General features: G+C 57.1%; 16 protein-coding genes and 1 tRNA gene. 11 read left to right on the forward strand and 6 right to left on the reverse strand.

Annotation, left to right across the window (positions count from 1 at the left end; genetic code table 11):
* Positions 1-162: 162 nt before the first annotated feature.
* The gene (locus ACR0NT_RS11355) at positions 163-537 is read right to left on the reverse strand and encodes a hypothetical protein (protein ID WP_170445051.1); all 375 of its coding nucleotides are present in this window, start codon (positions 535-537) and stop codon (positions 163-165) included.
* A gap of 49 nt (positions 538-586) precedes the next feature.
* On the opposite strand from ACR0NT_RS11355, the gene ACR0NT_RS11360 reads away from it, so the two are divergent.
* On the forward strand, positions 587-1387 hold the full coding sequence (locus tag ACR0NT_RS11360) for an alpha/beta fold hydrolase (RefSeq protein ID WP_480443096.1): 801 nt from the start codon (positions 587-589) through the stop codon (positions 1385-1387).
* Positions 1388-1476: 89 nt separating this feature from the next.
* On the opposite strand, the gene ACR0NT_RS11365 is transcribed toward ACR0NT_RS11360, so the two are convergent.
* The 4 genes from ACR0NT_RS11365 to ACR0NT_RS11380 all read right to left on the reverse strand — a co-directional run bounded on the left by ACR0NT_RS11365 (position 1477) and on the right by ACR0NT_RS11380 (position 9522).
* Complete coding sequence (locus tag ACR0NT_RS11365; RefSeq protein ID WP_170445054.1) at positions 1477-2829, reverse strand: HlyD family type I secretion periplasmic adaptor subunit; 1353 nt, start codon at positions 2827-2829, stop codon at positions 1477-1479.
* Between the two features lie 11 nt (positions 2830-2840).
* On the reverse strand, positions 2841-5075 hold the full coding sequence (locus ACR0NT_RS11370; RefSeq protein WP_170445058.1) for a type I secretion system permease/ATPase: 2235 nt from the start codon (positions 5073-5075) through the stop codon (positions 2841-2843).
* A 37-nt stretch (positions 5076-5112) separates the two neighbouring features.
* Entirely contained in the window at positions 5113-6780 is a 1668-nt protein-coding gene (locus tag ACR0NT_RS11375) for a type I secretion protein (protein WP_480443097.1), read from the reverse strand.
* Between the two features lie 405 nt (positions 6781-7185).
* A complete protein-coding gene (locus tag ACR0NT_RS11380; protein ID WP_170445064.1) occupies positions 7186-9522 on the reverse strand; it encodes an MSCRAMM family protein in 2337 nt (778 codons plus the stop codon).
* Between the two features lie 733 nt (positions 9523-10255).
* Here ACR0NT_RS11380 and ACR0NT_RS11385 point away from each other — a divergent pair.
* Entirely contained in the window at positions 10256-10897 is a 642-nt protein-coding gene (locus tag ACR0NT_RS11385) for a response regulator transcription factor (RefSeq protein WP_170672138.1), read from the forward strand.
* Positions 10890-11387, forward strand: coding sequence for a hypothetical protein (locus ACR0NT_RS11390; protein ID WP_170445072.1), 498 nt, complete (start codon positions 10890-10892; stop codon positions 11385-11387). The genes ACR0NT_RS11385 and ACR0NT_RS11390 overlap by 8 nt, the downstream gene beginning before the upstream one ends.
* Positions 11388-11396: 9 nt before the next feature.
* Here the strand turns inward: ACR0NT_RS11390 and ACR0NT_RS11395 are convergent.
* A tRNA-Leu gene (locus tag ACR0NT_RS11395) sits at positions 11397-11481 on the reverse strand.
* 457 nt (positions 11482-11938) lie between these two features.
* On the opposite strand from ACR0NT_RS11395, the gene ACR0NT_RS11400 reads away from it, so the two are divergent.
* The 8 genes from ACR0NT_RS11400 to ACR0NT_RS11435 all read left to right on the forward strand — a co-directional run bounded on the left by ACR0NT_RS11400 (position 11939) and on the right by ACR0NT_RS11435 (position 17376).
* Complete coding sequence (locus ACR0NT_RS11400; RefSeq protein WP_480443099.1) at positions 11939-13123, forward strand: tyrosine-type recombinase/integrase; 1185 nt, start codon at positions 11939-11941, stop codon at positions 13121-13123.
* Positions 13123-14013: a hypothetical protein gene (locus tag ACR0NT_RS11405; protein WP_170672140.1), complete on the forward strand. Its 891-nt coding sequence runs from the start codon at positions 13123-13125 to the stop codon at positions 14011-14013. The genes ACR0NT_RS11400 and ACR0NT_RS11405 overlap by 1 nt, the downstream gene beginning before the upstream one ends.
* A gap of 187 nt (positions 14014-14200) precedes the next feature.
* Positions 14201-14380, forward strand: coding sequence for a helix-turn-helix transcriptional regulator (locus ACR0NT_RS11410; protein WP_170672142.1), 180 nt, complete (start codon positions 14201-14203; stop codon positions 14378-14380).
* 237 nt (positions 14381-14617) lie between these two features.
* On the forward strand, positions 14618-14833 hold the full coding sequence (locus tag ACR0NT_RS11415; protein WP_480443100.1) for a helix-turn-helix domain-containing protein: 216 nt from the start codon (positions 14618-14620) through the stop codon (positions 14831-14833).
* A gap of 2 nt (positions 14834-14835) precedes the next feature.
* Positions 14836-15129, forward strand: coding sequence for a hypothetical protein (locus ACR0NT_RS11420; RefSeq protein ID WP_170672144.1), 294 nt, complete (start codon positions 14836-14838; stop codon positions 15127-15129).
* A gap of 171 nt (positions 15130-15300) precedes the next feature.
* Positions 15301-16497: a phage portal protein gene (locus ACR0NT_RS11425; RefSeq protein WP_170672146.1), complete on the forward strand. Its 1197-nt coding sequence runs from the start codon at positions 15301-15303 to the stop codon at positions 16495-16497.
* Positions 16484-16873, forward strand: a complete 390-nt coding sequence (locus ACR0NT_RS11430) for a hypothetical protein (protein ID WP_170672148.1) — start codon at positions 16484-16486, stop codon at positions 16871-16873. Before ACR0NT_RS11425 ends, ACR0NT_RS11430 begins: the two co-directional genes overlap by 14 nt.
* The gene (locus ACR0NT_RS11435) at positions 16873-17376 is read left to right on the forward strand and encodes an HK97 family phage prohead protease (protein ID WP_170672150.1); all 504 of its coding nucleotides are present in this window, start codon (positions 16873-16875) and stop codon (positions 17374-17376) included. The genes ACR0NT_RS11430 and ACR0NT_RS11435 overlap by 1 nt, the downstream gene beginning before the upstream one ends.
* The last annotated feature ends 2 nt before the right edge of the window (positions 17377-17378 follow it).

Consider the following 17378-nt stretch of genomic DNA (forward strand, 5'->3'; position numbering starts at 1 on the left):
TGGCCGCCAATGGCGAGGACGGCAACGGCGAAGTCGAAGCCAAGGTCAAAGCCGAGGTCGCAGACCTCTGCGCCAAATTCCCGATCTATCCTAACCTGTAAGTGGGTTTAGAATCAAAGACCCGAGCGGCGCCTTATGGGCGCCGTTCTTTTTTGCCGCAGGTCAGATGAACCCCTGCCATCGCAGAAAAACGATCAGCAGCACAAACAGGGCCAGCAGGTTGAACGCCAGCCCGCCCAGCATTCCCAGAAACCACCCCAGCCGCCGGTCGGCCCGATTTATCCCGCTCAGATGGGCCTGAACCTCTTCTGATGCGCGCACGAGTTTGGGGGTATCCAACACCAGCCGCAGCTTGGGATGGGCCGCCATCGGTTCAGCATTTGCCAGCATCAACGCCTGTTTGTAAATGCGGCGGGGCAGCAGCCGTTTGGCCTTGCGGATCGAGTCCGCCAGCGTCTTGTCCCGTACACCCAGTTTCTTGCGCAACAACTGAACCGTTTGCGCAATCTGGCTTTGGATATCTGTGCTTTCCGACATGGCGGGGCCTCCGAAGCTGCCAACTTAACCCCCATAGGCGAAGGCGACAATGGGGCTGGTTGTTTCGGATCGCGGCGGGTATCACAGCCGCATGCTGAACACGATCATACATGGCGAACCGACCGCGAACCCACCTTTGCTGATTGCCCATGGGCTATATGGTTCAGCCCGGAACTGGGGCGTGATTGCCCGGCGTCTGGCGGATGAGCGGCAGGTTGTCGCCGTCGACATGCGCAACCACGCCTACAGCATGTGGACCGATCAGCACAGCTATCCCGAATTGGCCAATGATCTGGCCGAGGTGATAGAACATTTCGGCGGCAAGGCCGACGTGGTGGGTCACTCGATGGGCGGCAAGGCGGCGATGACGCTGGCCCTGCAACATGGGCATCTGCTGCGAAAGCTGGTGGTGGCCGATATCGCACCGGTGACCTACACGCACAGCCAGATCCAGTTCATCAAGGCCATGCGCGCCGTCGATTTCTCGGCGATCGAACGGCGCTCGGACGCGGCGCAACAGCTGGCCGATCAGGGCGTCGAACCGGCATTGCAGAGCTTTTTTACGCAATCGCTTGATATCAAGGGAAAACGCTGGCTGCTGAACCTCGATGTTCTGGCGGCAGAGATGCCAAAGATCATGGGCTTTCCGGAACTGGACGGGTCGTGGGGCGGCCCGGCCCTGTTCCTGTCGGGTGGAGACTCGGAGTATGTCCTGCCCGAGCATCGCGATCTGATCCGTGCGCTGTTTCCGGCTGCCAAATTCGCGAGAATTCCCGGCGCGGGCCATTGGCTGCACGCCGAAAAACCCCGCGAGTTCGAAGCCGCCGTCCGGGCGTTTCTGAACGCCTGATCCTCAAGATCAAAATTTACCCTCCGGCACTTATCACCGGAGGGTAATCTCCTTGGCAGAAGGTATAGGCAGGTCTTTTGACCGGCCTGTTACTGTTCGCGGAAGGCGCGCGACATGCTGTCTGTCACAGGTTTCGCGATATAGGCTGCGAATGTGCGCTCTTCGGTCTGGATCATGATCTCGGCGGGCATGCCTGGGGTCGGGATAAAGCCCCGCACGCGCTCGATCTCTTCGGGCTCCAGTGAGATACGAGCCAGATAAACCTCTTGCGGCGCACCGGCGGAATCCTCGATCACCGAGTCCGCCGACAGATAGAACACCTGACCGTTCAGCACCGGCGTCGTCCGCTGGTTCAGGGCGATCAGACGCACGGTGGCGTCCTGCCCGGTCACGACACTGTCGATCTCGGTGCGCGGGATTTGCGCTTCGATGATCAGGGGGGCATCTGCGGGTAGAATCTCGGCAATGGGTTCACCGGTTTCGATCACACCACCGGGCGTGTGATAGTGCAGCCGCACCACCGTGCCAGTCACCGGAGCCCGCACGACCGCGCGGTCCAGAACACTGCGGGCCTGACGGGCTTTTTCACGGACACTTTCCAGATCCGCTTCGATCACGCCCAGCTCGTCCAAGGCCGCCTCACGATAGGCTGCCCGGGTACGGGAAATCTGTTCTTCGTATTTCAACAGCATCTGGCTGATTTCAGCCGCCTCGGCCGCTAGCCGCGCCTGCTGGCCTTCGGCTTCGGCCTGAACCCGGCGAATGGTGTTCAACTCGCCCTTGCGCACCAGCCCTTTTTCGAAAAGCGCCTGCTTGGTATCGAACTCTTCCTGAAGGATTTCCGACCGACGCACCATGCTGTCCAACTGCGCCTGGAACCCGCTGGAGCGAATGCGCAGAGCTTCCATGTTGCGTTCCAGCAATGCGATGTCGTTCAGCAGGGTCTTACGGGACAAGTCGAAGGTGATCTTCTGCCCGTCAAGGATGCTCATCACTTCGGTATCATCCGAAGCGGTGATCAGGCTCTGGGAAAATTCCAGCCGTTGTTTTTCACCGTACTCGGCGCTCAGGCGTTCCGACATCGCCTGCAGGCGGATTTTACGAATGAACAATTCGCGCTCATTGGCTTCGGCCGAAGTCTGGTCCAGCGTCATCATCACCTGCCCGGCTTTGACGGACTGACCTTCGACAACCTGGATTTCCTGAATGATTCCGCCTTCCAGGTGCTGAACGATCTTGTTGCGGCCAGTGGCGACAAAGCTGCCCTGCGCAATCACCGCAGCCGCCAGAGGCGCACGGAAGGACCAGACGCCAAAGCCGCCAAAGCACGCAATCAGCAGGACAAATCCGACAACGATCAGACGATTGATCGAGCGCGGAACCTCGGCGTACCAGACCGTCGGATCCTTGGGGTCGTTGTTCACGGGTACCAGTTCATTCATATCGCACCCCCTTACTGCTTCTGAATGCCGGGCGCATTGTTACGCGGCCCGTTCAATTGTTGCAGAACCTGTTCACGATGGCCAAACAGCGCCACCCGGCCATCCGTCAGCAGCATGATCTTGTCGACCACGTTCAGCAGAGTTGGCTTCTGGGTGATCACCACCACGGTGATTTTGCTTTCCTTGGCCTGCTCGATGGCCCGCGCCAGCGCCTTGTCGCCAGCGACATCCAGGTTCGAGTTCGGCTCGTCCAGCACCACCATCCGCGGATTGCCGAAGAAGGCGCGTGCCAGCGCGATGCGCTGTTTCTGACCCCCAGACAGCGGTGAGCCGTCCGCGGCCACCACGGTTTCATAGCCCTGCGGCAGCGTTGCGATCATGTTGTGCACATCGGCCAGAACGGCGGCGTCGTGGATTTGCTCATCCGTCGCGTCCGAGCGCATCCGGCCGATATTGTCCTTGATAGTGCCGGGGAACAGCTGCACGTCCTGCGGCAGGTACCCGATACTTTCGCCAAACTGACGCGGATCCCAGTTGCGGATATCCATCAGGTCAAGGCGGACACTGCCCGATGTCGGCAGAATCGACCCAACCAGCGTTTTACCCAACGTGGTTTTGCCCGCACCGGAATTGCCGATGATTGCCAGCGTCTCGCCCGGATTCAGCGAGAAACTGATCCCGTTCAGCACGACGCGCTTGGTGCCGCCGGGCACGTAAAGCAGGCGTTCCACGTCCAGTCGCCCTTCGGGGCGCGGCAGGCGCAGTTTTTCGAATTGCAGCGCCGAGTTGGACAACAACTGATTGATCCGGCCAAAGGCCCCGCGCGTCAGCAGGAAACTGTTCCACCCTTCGATCGACCCTTCGATCGGAGCAAAAGCACGGCCTGCGATGATCGAGGCGGCGATGACCATGCCGCCGGTAATCTCGCCCTGCAGCGCCAGAAACGCGCCCCAGCCCAGAATGGTGATTTGTGTCAGCAAACGCACCGCCCGGGAAATGGCGGCGAAAATCACGTTCCGGTCCTGCGCCCGAACCTGCCATGTCAAGGATTGCGCGGTGTCACGGCCCCAGATGCGCACGGCCTCGGGGATCATGGCCAGAGCGTTGATGATCTGGCTGTTTCGCGACATCGAATCCAGATGCAGGTTGGCCATGGATTGCGCCTTGTTGGCCTCGGCAAAGGGCTTGGCCGTCATGCGCTGGTTGATGAATGCGATCGTCATCAGCAGCAGGGCCGTGACGATCACGATCATCCCAAGCTGCGGATGCACCAGAAAGATCATCAGGATGAACAAGGGGGCGAAGGGCACATCAAGGAAGGAAATCAACGTGCCCGACGTCAGAAATCCGCGTACTTGTTGAAGATCGCCCAGTGTTTGATATTCACGCCCGCTGCCATGCAGCGAGGCATGCGCCGCCGCACTGAGGATCGGGGCGCCCAGACGGGCGGCAACCTCGACCGCGGTTCGCATCAGCATGAACCGCCGCACCGCGTCAAAGGCCGATTGGAAAATCACCGCCCCGGCGACAATGGCCGTCAGCATGATCAGCGTGTCCAGCGACCGGCTGGTCAGAACACGGTCACTGATCTGGAACAGATAGATCGGAATCGCCAGGATCAGGATGTTCGTCGCGCAGGTCAGAACCAGCACAAAGGCCAGATTGCGATAGATCGCCCGCAACGAGGTGCGCAGCGTTTTGCGAAAATCCTCGGGCGGGGTCCGTTTGTGAAATGTTTGGGGTGGCCCTTTCCCATCGCCGCCACCTGAATTGCTGCGCAGCAATGGTTCATTTGCTTTGGCCTCGATAGTGGTGCCCATGCGATCACCGCCATTCGAGCGCGACGCGGGGGGTATACGGTCGCTCGTCTTGTTGACGGGTTCGGGATCGGGGCTCTCAGCGTCGGCCACCCCAGCGCCGCTGCCCTGTTGGTCACTGTCTTCGGCAGGCTGCGGCTGCTTGCGCCGGGGGGGAGGTCCGGCGCGCAATTGCGGTTCCTCTTTCGCTTGAAGATGAGCTGGTTTTGCTTTCACGGTATTTTCGGCGCTCGCATCGCTTTGGGCGACTGCCTCCCGTTTACCGTCTTGCGGATCACTGATGCGTAATTCTTCGCTAAGGCGTAATCCGGGGGTTTTCTTAGATTTCTTATCAGACTGGCCCGCGCGAGGCGGTTTTGAAACGCCGCCGCCGTTACGATCCAATGGACTGGCGTATCGACTCGGGCGCGACGGAAAAACAATCGACATGTCAAAACTTTCAGGTCACTCGTAACAAACAGGGTTACTACGCTAGCATAGTTTGCAGGCCGTCGTCGATGGCTGCCATCTCAGAGGAGGTCAGAGTAGAGGCGCCGGACTGGTTTTCAGCGTCGCCTGCTGCATCGACCTCTTCCATCAGGATCGCGATCGCTTCGTTGACCAACTCACTGTTTTCCTCTTCCGGGCTGTCGATCAGGCTTGCCTGATGCAACATCACTTCCGAATACTCTTCTTCCTGCGCCATAACGACAGAGTCGACGCCAATTTTGTGCACATTGGCCGAGTTCAGGAGCGCGTTGCCGGCACCCAAGGCAGAAACTTCTTGCCCACCGGGGGTTTCGACATAAACGTCGTCATCGTCCTGCAGCAGGGTCACCTGTTCGATCACGTTGACCTGCAACAGGTCGCCCTCGATCTTGAGAACCCGGATCAGTTCGGTTCCGGCATACATGGGATCGTTCAGCAGTGCATCCTCGAGCGCATCGGAATCGACTTCCTGCATACCGATGGTACTGGCCATGCTCTGGCTCAGCGCTTCGTGGGTGTCTTCACCCTCGGCCGTCAGCGAGACCTGATTCATCACCAGATTGTCTTCTGCATCGGTCGGGCTTGCACCATGAACCACATCACTGTCCATCAAGACGATGGTCTGGTTCACAACATCGATCGAGATCATGTCACCGCCGATGATGATCAGGTCATAGAAAGTGCCAAGCTGAAGGATATCGGTCACGTTTGTCAGGATGTTTTCACCCAACGTATATGCAGTGGACGATGCCGTGATTTCAGTGGAAATCTGATCGATATCCGTGGCGTCGATAACTTGCTTGATAAAGTTCGTCACCAACAGGTCGCCGCTGATCCAGTCGATCATAACAATCGGATCTTCGCCTTCCTCGTCGGCGACATTGTCTTCCAACCAGGGGGCAACACTCGATTCAGAACTGATCTCTGACGCCTGAACCACATGCGTTTCACTCTGGACGCCATCCTCACCTTCGTCGACGTCCACAACAACAGCGACCTGGCTTACCACGGTCAGGTTCACCGAGTTTCCGCCAACCACGATATTGGGTGCGTCAACCCAACCCACAGAGACCGAAACCTCGTTGACGGCCCAATTGCCGCCCGCGACGACGGAATGGCCGTCCTCGAAATCGGGGTCTTCAGACTGATCCCACTCGGCGGGCAACGCCTCGGAAATCTCGTCCTCTTCTTCTTCCTCGATGTCCGCTTTGTGGTGCTCTGGGATCAATTCCAGGAAATCAGGCATTTCATCGACATGCTCGCCGTTCACGATCATGCCCGTGGCGCCCTCGCCTAGGAACTGATGCACCGTGACACCGTCAATTTCGACGTTCACGGGCGTATAAATCTGATCCAGCAAAAGCTCGACCGCTTCGCCGGACTGGTAGTCCATTATATGGATCGACGGGGGTGTCACCGCATGCAGGGACAACGCCACCTGTAGCGTAGCTTGACCCTGTGCCATCAGCGCCTCGACATCGCGGAAGTCCCCTTCGCCCACGGTGTCGTTGTCATTCAGGTGAATTTTCTGGAACGTATACGTAACCGCCGAGCCGATCAGTTCGGTTTCGAAAACCGGCTTCATCACTACGTTCAGCTGCGTCATGCCCGAAAATTGCGCATCGGGGAAATATGCATCCGGGCCGTATTCGGGACCAAAGGACACACTGCTGTCTTCAATCGGGCCAGGTATCGCAGGTGGTGGGGGGACATCGGCTTTCACGCCGGAAAACTTGTAAGGCAACGGGTCGTAATCACCCGGGTCCAGCTTCAAATGTGCTTTAACTTGAATTCGTGTCGGATCTTCCAGGTCTTCAAGTTCCGCTTTCCGTCTCAGAGCAACAAATTCTTCATACTGATCACGCCACCGGGCCTGCTCGGTCGTTAACTCAAATGTTCCAACGAAATGTGCAATCTGTTCCGTAATACTGTCGAGAGACATTTTTGTTTTCCTTTCCCCGCCCCGGCCTGAAATTTCCGGGTTAGGTTCAGTTGGGCCGAGGCCGCCTGGTGCGGCCCCGGCGTTTTCTTGGAAGGGGTAAGAGCCCGCCTGAGCGGGCTCTGTTTCCGCTTATACGTCGGTGTCGTCGCTGGAGTAGCTGGACGACATGTTACCGCCAACCATCGTGGTATCGACATCGTTGCCAAGAACGTTGGCACCCATGACGATCGACTGGTTGAAGGCCGATGTGTCAACTACCGCAGCAGCCGATGCGTGCGACTCGCCGTTCACGATGCCGTCGCCACCGTTGTTCGAGCCCCAGGTTCCAGCGTTGCCACCGGCACCACCAGCGCCCGAGTTCGCGCCCCATGCATCGCCGCCGTCAACAGCGCCGCCAAAGGTGTTGCCCGATTCAGCCATCCCGTGTGCGTTACCGCTGGTTCCGCCGAATGCCTGAGCAGCACCGCCGCCGCCACCGATGCCCGACTCGGATGTGCCTTCAGAATGGCCGTATCCGGTCGAAGTCGCATCGTTGTCCGAGTTGCCGGCACCGCCGTAACCCGAGATCGCCGAGGCCAGGCTGTCTGCGCTTCCGTCAGTGTCCGCTTTCGCGAATACTTCGGAATCTCCGCCGTAACCGGCGTCGTTGTCGGCATCTACAGAACCGGTGCCGGTGGAGTTCGCATCCTGATCGAGTGCGCCACCGCCGCCGCCGACGCCATTAGCCGTCGCCGTACCGGTTCCGTCCGCGTCTGCAGTACCGTCGGTATCGTTGGTTCCACCGTTGCCGGCTTTCGAGTCCGCGTCCTGGTCGTTGCGGGCCGTACCGTCGACATCACCAGCAGTCGGGGTAACAACCGGACCAGTAGCGTCCTGATTGCCTACGCCTTGGGCGTCTGCGTCAGCATCGACGTTACCGCCGTTGCCGTTACCGCCATCGCCGTCACCGCCAGGACCGTCACCGCCGGTACCGGTGCCGCCGCGGCCTTCGCCCGCGTCACCGCCACCTGCGTTGACGTTACCACCATCGTTGGTGTCACTACCGCCGTTGTCGGCATCTGCGTCGCCTTTGTTCAGACCGACCAGACCGTTGAGCTGCTTGTTGGCTGCAACTGCTACGTCAGTTTGGTTGGCATCGCCGGCGTCACCGCCGCCACCGTTGGCGTCGCCGCCATCACCCATGGCACCGCTGCCTTCGCCGCCGTCACCAGAACCACCAGTACCGGTTCCGCCGTCGGTGTCTGTGATACCGCCGGCACCAGCACCCGCGAGGCCGAGACCGATGTTGCCACCCGAAGCGTTTTCATTCCCTTCGGCTTCACTTTCGGCATCGTTTTTGGCCAAGCCAATATTGCCGGCACCGCTGTCGCCGCCATCTGCGCCGTAAGCCGATGAATCGTTGGCAGCAAGTGCTCCGCCTTTGGCAAGAGCAACACTGTCATTGTCACCACCGGTCGACTGACCGCTGTTGCCAGCGCCCGACAGACCCAGACCCAGGCCCAGCGATGCAGCAGTTCCGCCGTCACCACCGGCGCCGTCGACATCCGACACGTCGGACGAACCGCTGTTGCTGGCATCGGATGCGCTGGCCGCATCACCAGAGTCGCCACCGTATCCGTCACCATCGGCGCTTGCGTCAGACTTACCAACGTTCAGACCCAAGGTCGTTGCGTCACCCGAGTCGCCACCGTCTCCGGCATATGCGTCAGCATCGGCATCGCCGGTTTCACCGCCGTCAGCATAGGCCTCACCGCCTTTGGTGAAGGAGAAAGCCTTGCCGCCTTCGGTTGAGCCGCCGTCACCGGAGTTTCCTCCGTCTGCCTGCGATCCGATACCTTCATCTGCATAGGCATGGCCGCCATGGGCGTTACCTGACTGTGTGAAAGTACCACCATCATTCGAAACGCTGGCGCTACCCAGATGGTCATCGTCACTCAACTCAGCCATTTGTTTGTTGATCGACAACATGTCGTTGCCTTCGCCGTCCAGCGAAATGTCCAGGTTCAGGTCGTCGCCCGGATCATAGTCAAAGTCGTTGCCAACAGAGATAACGTCTTCGACAGACCCAACGTTTTGCAGATCGACATCGATCTGATCATCGTCGCGCGGAATCCACTCGCCGCCGCCAAAGTCGATATTGACTTGGTTCGAGTTGTCGTTGTCATTGTCGCCGTTTTTCTGGGCTTGCTTCTGGCCTTGATCCTGACCCTGATCGTTGTTGTTTTTCACGTCGTTGTCGTTCTTGTTGTCAACGTCGTTTGCGTTATCAACGTCGGTCTTCTGACCCTGCAGCTGACCCTGTTGCTGGCCCTGATCCTGGTCATTGCTGTTGTCGTTGTCTTGCTTGTTCACATCAGCATCAATTTCAGCGTGCTTGATATCCACGTCTGCTTTGACCGGAACATATGCCTTGTCGACATTAACTTCGCCGATTGCGGTATTATTATACGGTTGACGTTTAGCCATTTCAAAATTCCACTTTTTAAGCGCACGACCGTCATTCATCTACAAAACGGCTACTGGCGCAGTTGAAACAAAATTTAAGCATTCAAGCGCAACACGCGCATGATGCGGTCTTGTTCAGTGAATTCGTCTCGCACCTCCCTTTCCCGGCTAAGCCGATGTGTTGCCCGCTGAATTGATAAGTCGCGTAAATGCGCGATTCGCAGGCACGTCAGGAAATTCGCTTCCCAAATTGAAGCAGGATCATGGTCGCAGCAGGAAGGCGGCCTGAATAGCTGCCCTAAAGCATTAGACAGGTTATCGAGTTGATTTTAATCGCAAACTTTAGAAGATTATCGGGAAAAGCCGGGCGCAGGCACGAAAATGCGGCGGAAATTCGGCCAATCGGTTAAAACCATATTTTTGCACTACTTTTGCGAGAAGGCCGATGATGGACCTATACAAAAGTTCTAGTCCCTATCGGCAGGACAACACGGAATGTTGATGAAAAATAGACTTTAAGGTATAGTTACTAAGCAATAGCAGTTAATTTACCGTTAATTTACGCTCCGCGTTTTGTTTACGATTTCGCCACAGATTTGGTGGCGTGTGTTTATAGGGGGAAGTTATGAGCAATCCGTTGCAGGATAGTGTTGCCCAAATAAATGTTTGTTCCGAGGATTTTTCGATTAACTTCATCGGCAAAGAACTCTTCTATTCCAATCAAACTCTACGAAGTGTTCAGTCGGAGTTCGGCGTGTCCGCGCACCGCTATGAAGACGTCGCCGATCTGAAAGCGACAGCTGAGCCGGGATCGCTTGCTGGCACGGTGGTGGTGGTTGATCAGATCATGCTGGATGATCTGCTTGCCCGTCCGAGCGCCTATACCGAGGCCGCCGGGACAGGCTGCCTTGCTTTTGCATACCGCAAAGAAGACGCCGCACGGACTTTGTTCGAGGCCTGGGACCGAGCCCAGTTCGGAGATATCGGATACCTGCCGATGAACGTTGCGCCGGATGTGTGGCGCTCGATCCTGCGACTGCTGATGCATGAAGAGCTTTACCTGCCCAGCTTTTTGGCCGATTGCGTCTCTGCGCCCCGCCGCCCTCACAGCAAACCCCGCCTGCTGAACGAAAGCCGCGCAGAGCCGACATCGAAGGCAAGGGAACCTCATCCGGTTTATTCGCGGCTGACGCGACGGGAAAAGCAGGTACTGCAATTGGTTTCGAAAGGTCAAAGCAACAAGATCATCGCGGCGAACCTCGGCATTACCGAACACACGGTAAAGCTGCACATGCACAATGTTGCGGGCAAGATTGGTGTCAGCAACAGAACGGCGGCTGCGCAGTTCTATTTCGAAGTGACTGCAGATCAAACGCACGGCCAGACCGTTGACTGAAACACTGGAATCCCGTTTTGACCGCCTGATCTTGCTGGTCGGCAAGTTGAATTACATGTGGACCAACACTGAAAGCCTGTTGATCCACCTGATTGCCGGCCTGAGTGGCACCAACAAGGATATCGCGGTCATCATCTTCCTGACCCTCAACACCACACGCGCCCGGATCGATCTGGTCGAACGTCTTGCCAAGATGGAAGGTCGACCAGCCGAAATCCGCGATCCGATCCTGGAGCACACCCAGCGACTGAGCAAACTGTCCTTTATCCGCAACAGGTACAATCACTGCATCTACTCGTTCGATGCCAACAGCGGAAACCCCAAGACCATCCTGATGCGGATTGCGGATCGAAAGACAGACATAAAACTTGGGCGCGAAGACACCGTTGACGAGAAGGCCATTCAGGAGATCGAGGACATTGTCGCGCAGCTCTCGACCGCGAACCGCGACATCTGGCGCCTGATCACTCAGTTGGGTTTCCCTGTTTGACGGGGTGAGTGGTGCGGATGGCGGGGATCGAACCCGCAAGTCCTAGGACGAGGGATTTTAAGTCCCTTGCGTTTACCAGTTTCGCCACATCCGCGCGTCACCGAGACCTCGGGGCCAGTGACATCTGAAACCTCTTACTGCCAACCAAACTGATTGAAAAGCCGCTAAGTGGGCCTTTGCAAAGGGAACCGATAGAACCTTCCTGCCAACCGGGTCGGCATTCGCCTTTGCCCGTCCTTTCACACAGAAGGGAAAGTGGGTTCGTTTCAGATTTCACAGTGCTGATTTGACGATCTTCACCGCCCTTGCGTATGGCAATTTTCACAAAAACCCGCCGGTCACCAACGCCAGCATCCATTCACATCAGTCTCTTGAAAAGTGGTGCCCCCACACGGCACCATATACCTATTCTGAGAAATTCCAGAAAGTTCCGTTATTGCCTTTGCGTTTATATTTTTCAATCACTTACCAAGCTAAAATAATTCTCTATTGTGCCGCATTGTTCCGAGGTATACCAAATATAGAAATGGGGCTGAAAATGGGGCCAGAGCGTGAGGGAATCGAACAAGCTCAGTGCGATGCAGATCAAATCCGCACCCGAGGGCAAGTATGGAGACGGCGGCGGGCTGTATCTTCACAAGCGCGACGTGACGCGCGGCAAGTGGCTTTTTTTCTTCACGATCGGCGGGCGGCGCCGGGAAATGGGCTTGGGCACCTACCCCGATACATCCCTTAAATCGGCCCGAGAGGCCGCCCAAAAATGGCGCGCTGTGGTTCAGGAGGGATTGGACCCGATCAAGCAACGCGAGAAAGAAAAGCGCGAGGCGCTGCGCAATCTGCACATCCTCAAAGACATTGCCCACGACACGTTCGAAACCCGCAAGGCCGAGCTCAAGGGCGATGGAAAGGCTGGGCGGTGGTTCTCTCCCCTTGAACTTCACATCCTGCCACGCCTCGGGCACCTGCCCGTCTCTGACATAGACCAGATCGACATACGCGACACTCTCAAGCCCATTTGGCATTCCAAAGCAGCGACAGCCAAAAAGGCGCTGAACCGCCTGAGCTTGTGTATGAAGCACGCGGCCGCACTTGGCCTTGATGTCGACCTGCAAGCCACTGACAAAGCCCGTGCGCTCTTGGGCCAGCAGCGCCACAAGGAAGAGCATATCTCCGCCCTGCCCTGGCAAGAGGTCCCGGCCTTCTATTCCAGCCTCGATGCGCAGATCTCAACCCATCTTGCCTTGCGCATGTTAATCCTGACGGCGGTTCGATCACACCCAATTCGCTACATGCAAGAAGACCAGATTGACGGTGATGTCTGGACAATCCCGGCGGAGGACATGAAGGGCCGCAAGGGCGCCACTGAGGAATTCAGGGTGCCTTTGTCGATCGAGGCCCTGTCCATACTGGAACAAGCCCGCAAAACGGCGCGTGACGGTTTTCTGTTCCCCAGCCCACGGCGAGGTGTGATCTCGGACATGACCATGTCGTCGCTGATGAAACGCCGGGGCATGGAGGCCCGGCCGCACGGGTTCCGATCCAGTTTCAGGGATTGGGTGGCGGAGACCACGAACACGCCGCACGAGGTCGCAGAGACGTGCCTGAGCCACGTGGTGGGCGGGTCAGTCGAGCGCGCCTACCGCCGGACTGATCACCTAGATCAGCGCCGCGTCCTGATGCAGCGGTGGGCGGATTTCGTGACCAAGAAACAAGCTGAAATTGTGAGGATTGGCTGATGTTTGCACCGGAAGGATTCTACTCATTCCTGAAGTTGAAGCTATTTATCCGGGCTTCACTCTTGGAGCAGTGTTTAAAACACCCAGAAGAGGGCGAAATCAAAAATCGCTGTTCATCACATGTGCTAGATGTCGCTGCTAACTTGGTAACTTACTTGGCCGTAACGTCGGTGGAACTTCCAATTGTATTGCTCGTAGGAGAACGAGAACCATTCATTAAGCTCCCGAGAACTCTTACAAGGCCTCCAGTTTGGATGTCTTTAAAGGAGGATATGCCAAACGGAAGAAGCCGACATTTCATCTCTTTTTTGGAGATGTTTAGACAAGGTGAATTGGCCAAGGCAATATCGCAAGACGAGTTTGAAAATCCCGTTATTAGTATCGGTCGCGCTTCTGAAGTGGCAATAAACTATGTCACAGGATGCATCGACGTCTCCTTGCTAAAATCATCTGTTGAAATTGAAGATATCAGGATCAGATTAGGATATGCGGAAACCGACGCGGCACGAGCAGCGGCCTCCATGACTGGTGTGCCGATCAGTGAAGATCACACCTTTCTACGATCTCATCCATCATCTAGGGGCAGCAAAACCCCAAGCACTCTGCAGAGTTTAGAGAGATTGAATGGATATCCCGTCCTACTTCGCGAGGAAGACTTTAACAAGGTGTTGGAGTGGTTGGGATTAGACGCCAAAAAGCACCTCAGCGACACAGTCAAAGAATTGGATCCCTTCGAGCTCATTCTACGCGAATATGAAGCACACCGATCGACGAAGGATGAGATCAAAGATCGGCTTTTCCCAGAAATGAGTGGCCGCGAATTTGGCCACCATTGGTGGCTAGCGGGCCAATACAATCCCGAAATTCAGAGCCCAGGTCGTAAATCATGACGTGATATCTGTCGATCCCGACAGGATTGGAGCGAAGACTCACAAGAATCTGACTGTATTGGCGTGTTTCCTTGCTATTTCCCCTACACGAATACCACCTAAATTTCAGATATCATGCAGTCTTTTTAACTAGGATATTTCCATCACAATTCCCGCATAGTCCAACTCTATGCAGGAGGCACCGACAATGTTGGAAAAGCACTACCGCCGCACCGAGGTCGAGCAAATCACTGGTCTCAGCCGCTCAACAATTTACGATCTCATGTCCAAAGGCGACTTTCCCCGCCCTGTTCGCCTTGGCAGCAAGATTGTTGCCTGGCCAGAAAGCAAACTGTCCGAATGGCTTGAGCAGCGACCCGCTGCCTAAAGAGAAACCCGCACCTGACAGGCAGGCGCGGGCGAAAAAGCTTAGGGGCTTAGGACATCCCAATCATAGGGCCGCACACCACCCCAACGTTGTCGAAATTGGAAAGTTCGGGAGGGGCTGAGAATGGTCAGTTTGCAGTCGATCCCTAGCGCGCCACTCCGAACGTTCCACCTGCCGAACACCACGCGCCAATTCTTCTCTGCTGCCATCACCACTCACCACCGAAAGGGCAGACTAATGACAGACTATCCACCACTGGACAAATGGCGCTTAGACGCGCTGCTGAACGGACCAGAGAAGATCTGGGGCGTAAAGGCAATCGCGGAGTTCCTCGGCGTATCCGAGTCCAAGGTTCGACGCATGGCCAAGCGGCCTACCGTGCCGATCTACCGGCCAGCGGGAATGTACTTTGCATTCAGATCAGAACTTACCGACTGGCTCAGGAGCAAATGACCATGGCACAGGACCACAAAATCGCATCGTTCGTTGTCATCAACGGCAAGCCCAACACAGCAGGCAATCGGCATCTGGCTGTGTTCGACATTCTGACAGCAGGCCTGCGCATCTGCGGTTGCACGTTGCACATGAACGCAGACGGCATCGCATTCAGCCATGGACCACGAGGCAAGCACCACTCGGGTGCAGCAGTCCGGGTACAGTTCGAAGACCCCGCCGTTTCGCGTGCCATCACACGCATCGCAGCGAACGCCTTCACGGTTCTGACTGGTGAAGAACTCGAACTCGAGTGAACCCGGGGGTGCCTGAGAACTTTTAGGCGCCCTTGGGAACCGGCGGAGGGAGGCGCGCGCGAGATTTTTGGGAATCTGGATTTTTTGGATGAACCGAAATGACCGGGTTTGACCACTTTTGACCAGTTTTAGCAACTATCGCGGCTGAATCGAGCGTCGGATAAAGGTTTCATGAAATGGCCATTCCGACGCAAAGCCCCCACTGAGGCAAAATCACTCGCCAGTCCCGAGGATTGGCTGAATGAGATTTTCGGCGTTTCGCCTGTTGCATCGGGCGTTTCACTCTCAGCAGAATCCGCGCTTTGTGTTCCCGCGGTGAACTCGGCGATCCGGGTTATTTCCGAAGCCGCTGCCAGCTTGGACATCGCGGTTAAATCACCGGATGAGAAAACGACATTCGACAGTGACCCCGCTCTGCAGCTTCTGACCGGCGAGGCCAACGAGTGGACGTCAGGCTACGAGGTAACCAGAGATCTGGTGATTGACGCGCTGCGGTACGATCAGGGCGGGCTCGCATGGGTGAACCGGGTCAACGGTACGCCGCAAGAAATCATCCACTACAAGCCCGGCGTGATCACGGTCGAATATATTCAGGACACTCGGGAACCTGTTTACAGGATCAACAACCGCGTTGAGCCAGCCGCCAACATCATCCACTTGCGCAGCCCGTTCGGACGCGCCCCGCTGACGCTGGCACGCGAAGCGATCGGGGTTGCATTCGTCATGGAACGCCACGCGGCCCGCCTGTTTGGTCGCGGTGCCCGGCCTTCAGGTGCACTCACCTTTCCGAAAGACATGGGCGAAGACGCCGTCAAAAAATCCCGAGCTGCGTGGAGAGCCACCCACGAAGGAGACGACGCCGGTGGCCGAACGGCAGTTCTGTATGACGGCGCGACGTTCACGCCCTTTACGCTGAACTCGACCGACGCCCAATTCCTCGAAAATCGCAAGTTTCAAATTCTCGAAATCGCCCGCGCGTTCCGGGTTCCGCCGAGCATGTTGTTCGAACTGGACCGGGCAACGTGGTCGAATACCGAACAAATGGGCCGCGAGTTTCTGGTTTATTGCTTGGAACCTTGGCTGAAGGCGCTGGAATCCGCGCTGCGCCGGGGCTTGTTCCTGCCGGATGAGCGTAAGAGCCGCGTGATCCGTTTTGACCGCGATGACCTGACCCGCGCCGATCTTAACACCCGCGCCACCGTTATCAGCAGCCTGATCAGCAGCCGCGTTATCAATCCGAACGAAGGCCGCAAATGGCTAGGGATGCTGCCCTACGAGGGCGGTGGGGAATTCGCCAATCCGCACATCACCACGGAAACAGAGACGTCCATCGAGCCGGAGGAAGAGACCGCAGATGCAGTTGAATGAGATCATCGCAGACGCGCAGGATCAGGATCGAGGCCGGGAATTGGAGCTATCCGATCCCGTCACCGGCAAGCCAACCGGGATCAAGTTGCGGATCGCAGGCCCGGACAGCGCCACACAGAACCGCGCCAAGCTGGTTCTGGCCGACAGCATGGCCATGGTTGCGGGGCCTGATGGTCGGGTCTCTGCAGAACAACGCGAACGTCTGCGTATCGAATGCCTCGCAGCCTGTGTTCTGGGCTGGGAAATCCAAGAAGACGATGAACAGGTTCCCTTCTCTCAGGCAAATGTTGTTCGCCTCCTGGCTGCATCGAATTGGGTACAGGCTCAGGTCGACAGCTTCGCCTCTGACCGCGCAGCGTTCCGGAGGGCGAACTGATGGAGCGCGCATTTGTTGAGACGAAAATTCTGGCGCAGGACGATGGCTCAATTTCCGGTCTGGCATGGAAGTTTGGGCAAGGTGATCGGATCGGGGATTGGATCGAACCCGGCGCCTTCAAATCCGCTTCTCTGCCGATCCCCATGTTGTTTGGCCACGACCAGAACGACCCGGTGGGCGCATGGAACGAGGCCACTGAAACCGATGAAGGGTTGCAGGTCAAAGGCAGCCTGCTGGTCGATGACCTTCCCCGCGCCCGAGAGGTGCGCGCGCTGGTGAAATCCGGTGCTGTCCGCGGCATTTCCATCGGCTTTGTCACCAAGGATGCAATCGCCCGCAAGGGCGGTGGCCGCACCATCAAATCGCTTGAGCTTCTGGAAGCTTCACTCGTGACCCTGCCGATGCACCCCGGCGCACAGGTCACATCCGCAAAATCCGCAATTCAGGCCTTGCGCCTTGCTGAAACAATCAACCGCGCCACGGCGCTGATCGCAAAGAGGTAGAT

The sequence above is a fragment of the Ruegeria sp. AB10 genome, assembly GCF_056542745.1.

Excerpts from the sequence above, each read along its gene's own strand:
- ACR0NT_RS11355 (WP_170445051.1), bottom strand. The coding sequence starts at position 537 with ATGTCGGAAAGCACAGATATCCAAAGCCAGATTGCGCAAACGGTTCAG.
- ACR0NT_RS11360 (WP_480443096.1), top strand. The coding sequence starts at position 587 with ATGGGGCTGGTTGTTTCGGATCGCGGCGGGTATCACAGCCGCATGCTG.
- ACR0NT_RS11365 (WP_170445054.1), bottom strand. The coding sequence starts at position 2,829 with ATGAATGAACTGGTACCCGTGAACAACGACCCCAAGGATCCGACGGTC.
- ACR0NT_RS11370 (WP_170445058.1), bottom strand. The coding sequence starts at position 5,075 with ATGTCGATTGTTTTTCCGTCGCGCCCGAGTCGATACGCCAGTCCATTG.
- ACR0NT_RS11380 (WP_170445064.1), bottom strand. The coding sequence starts at position 9,522 with ATGGCTAAACGTCAACCGTATAATAATACCGCAATCGGCGAAGTTAAT.
- ACR0NT_RS11405 (WP_170672140.1), top strand. The coding sequence starts at position 13,123 with ATGTTTGCACCGGAAGGATTCTACTCATTCCTGAAGTTGAAGCTATTT.
- ACR0NT_RS11410 (WP_170672142.1), top strand. The coding sequence starts at position 14,201 with ATGTTGGAAAAGCACTACCGCCGCACCGAGGTCGAGCAAATCACTGGT.
- ACR0NT_RS11415 (WP_480443100.1), top strand. The coding sequence starts at position 14,618 with ATGACAGACTATCCACCACTGGACAAATGGCGCTTAGACGCGCTGCTG.
- ACR0NT_RS11420 (WP_170672144.1), top strand. The coding sequence starts at position 14,836 with ATGGCACAGGACCACAAAATCGCATCGTTCGTTGTCATCAACGGCAAG.
- ACR0NT_RS11425 (WP_170672146.1), top strand. The coding sequence starts at position 15,301 with ATGAAATGGCCATTCCGACGCAAAGCCCCCACTGAGGCAAAATCACTC.
- ACR0NT_RS11430 (WP_170672148.1), top strand. The coding sequence starts at position 16,484 with ATGCAGTTGAATGAGATCATCGCAGACGCGCAGGATCAGGATCGAGGC.
- ACR0NT_RS11435 (WP_170672150.1), top strand. The coding sequence starts at position 16,873 with ATGGAGCGCGCATTTGTTGAGACGAAAATTCTGGCGCAGGACGATGGC.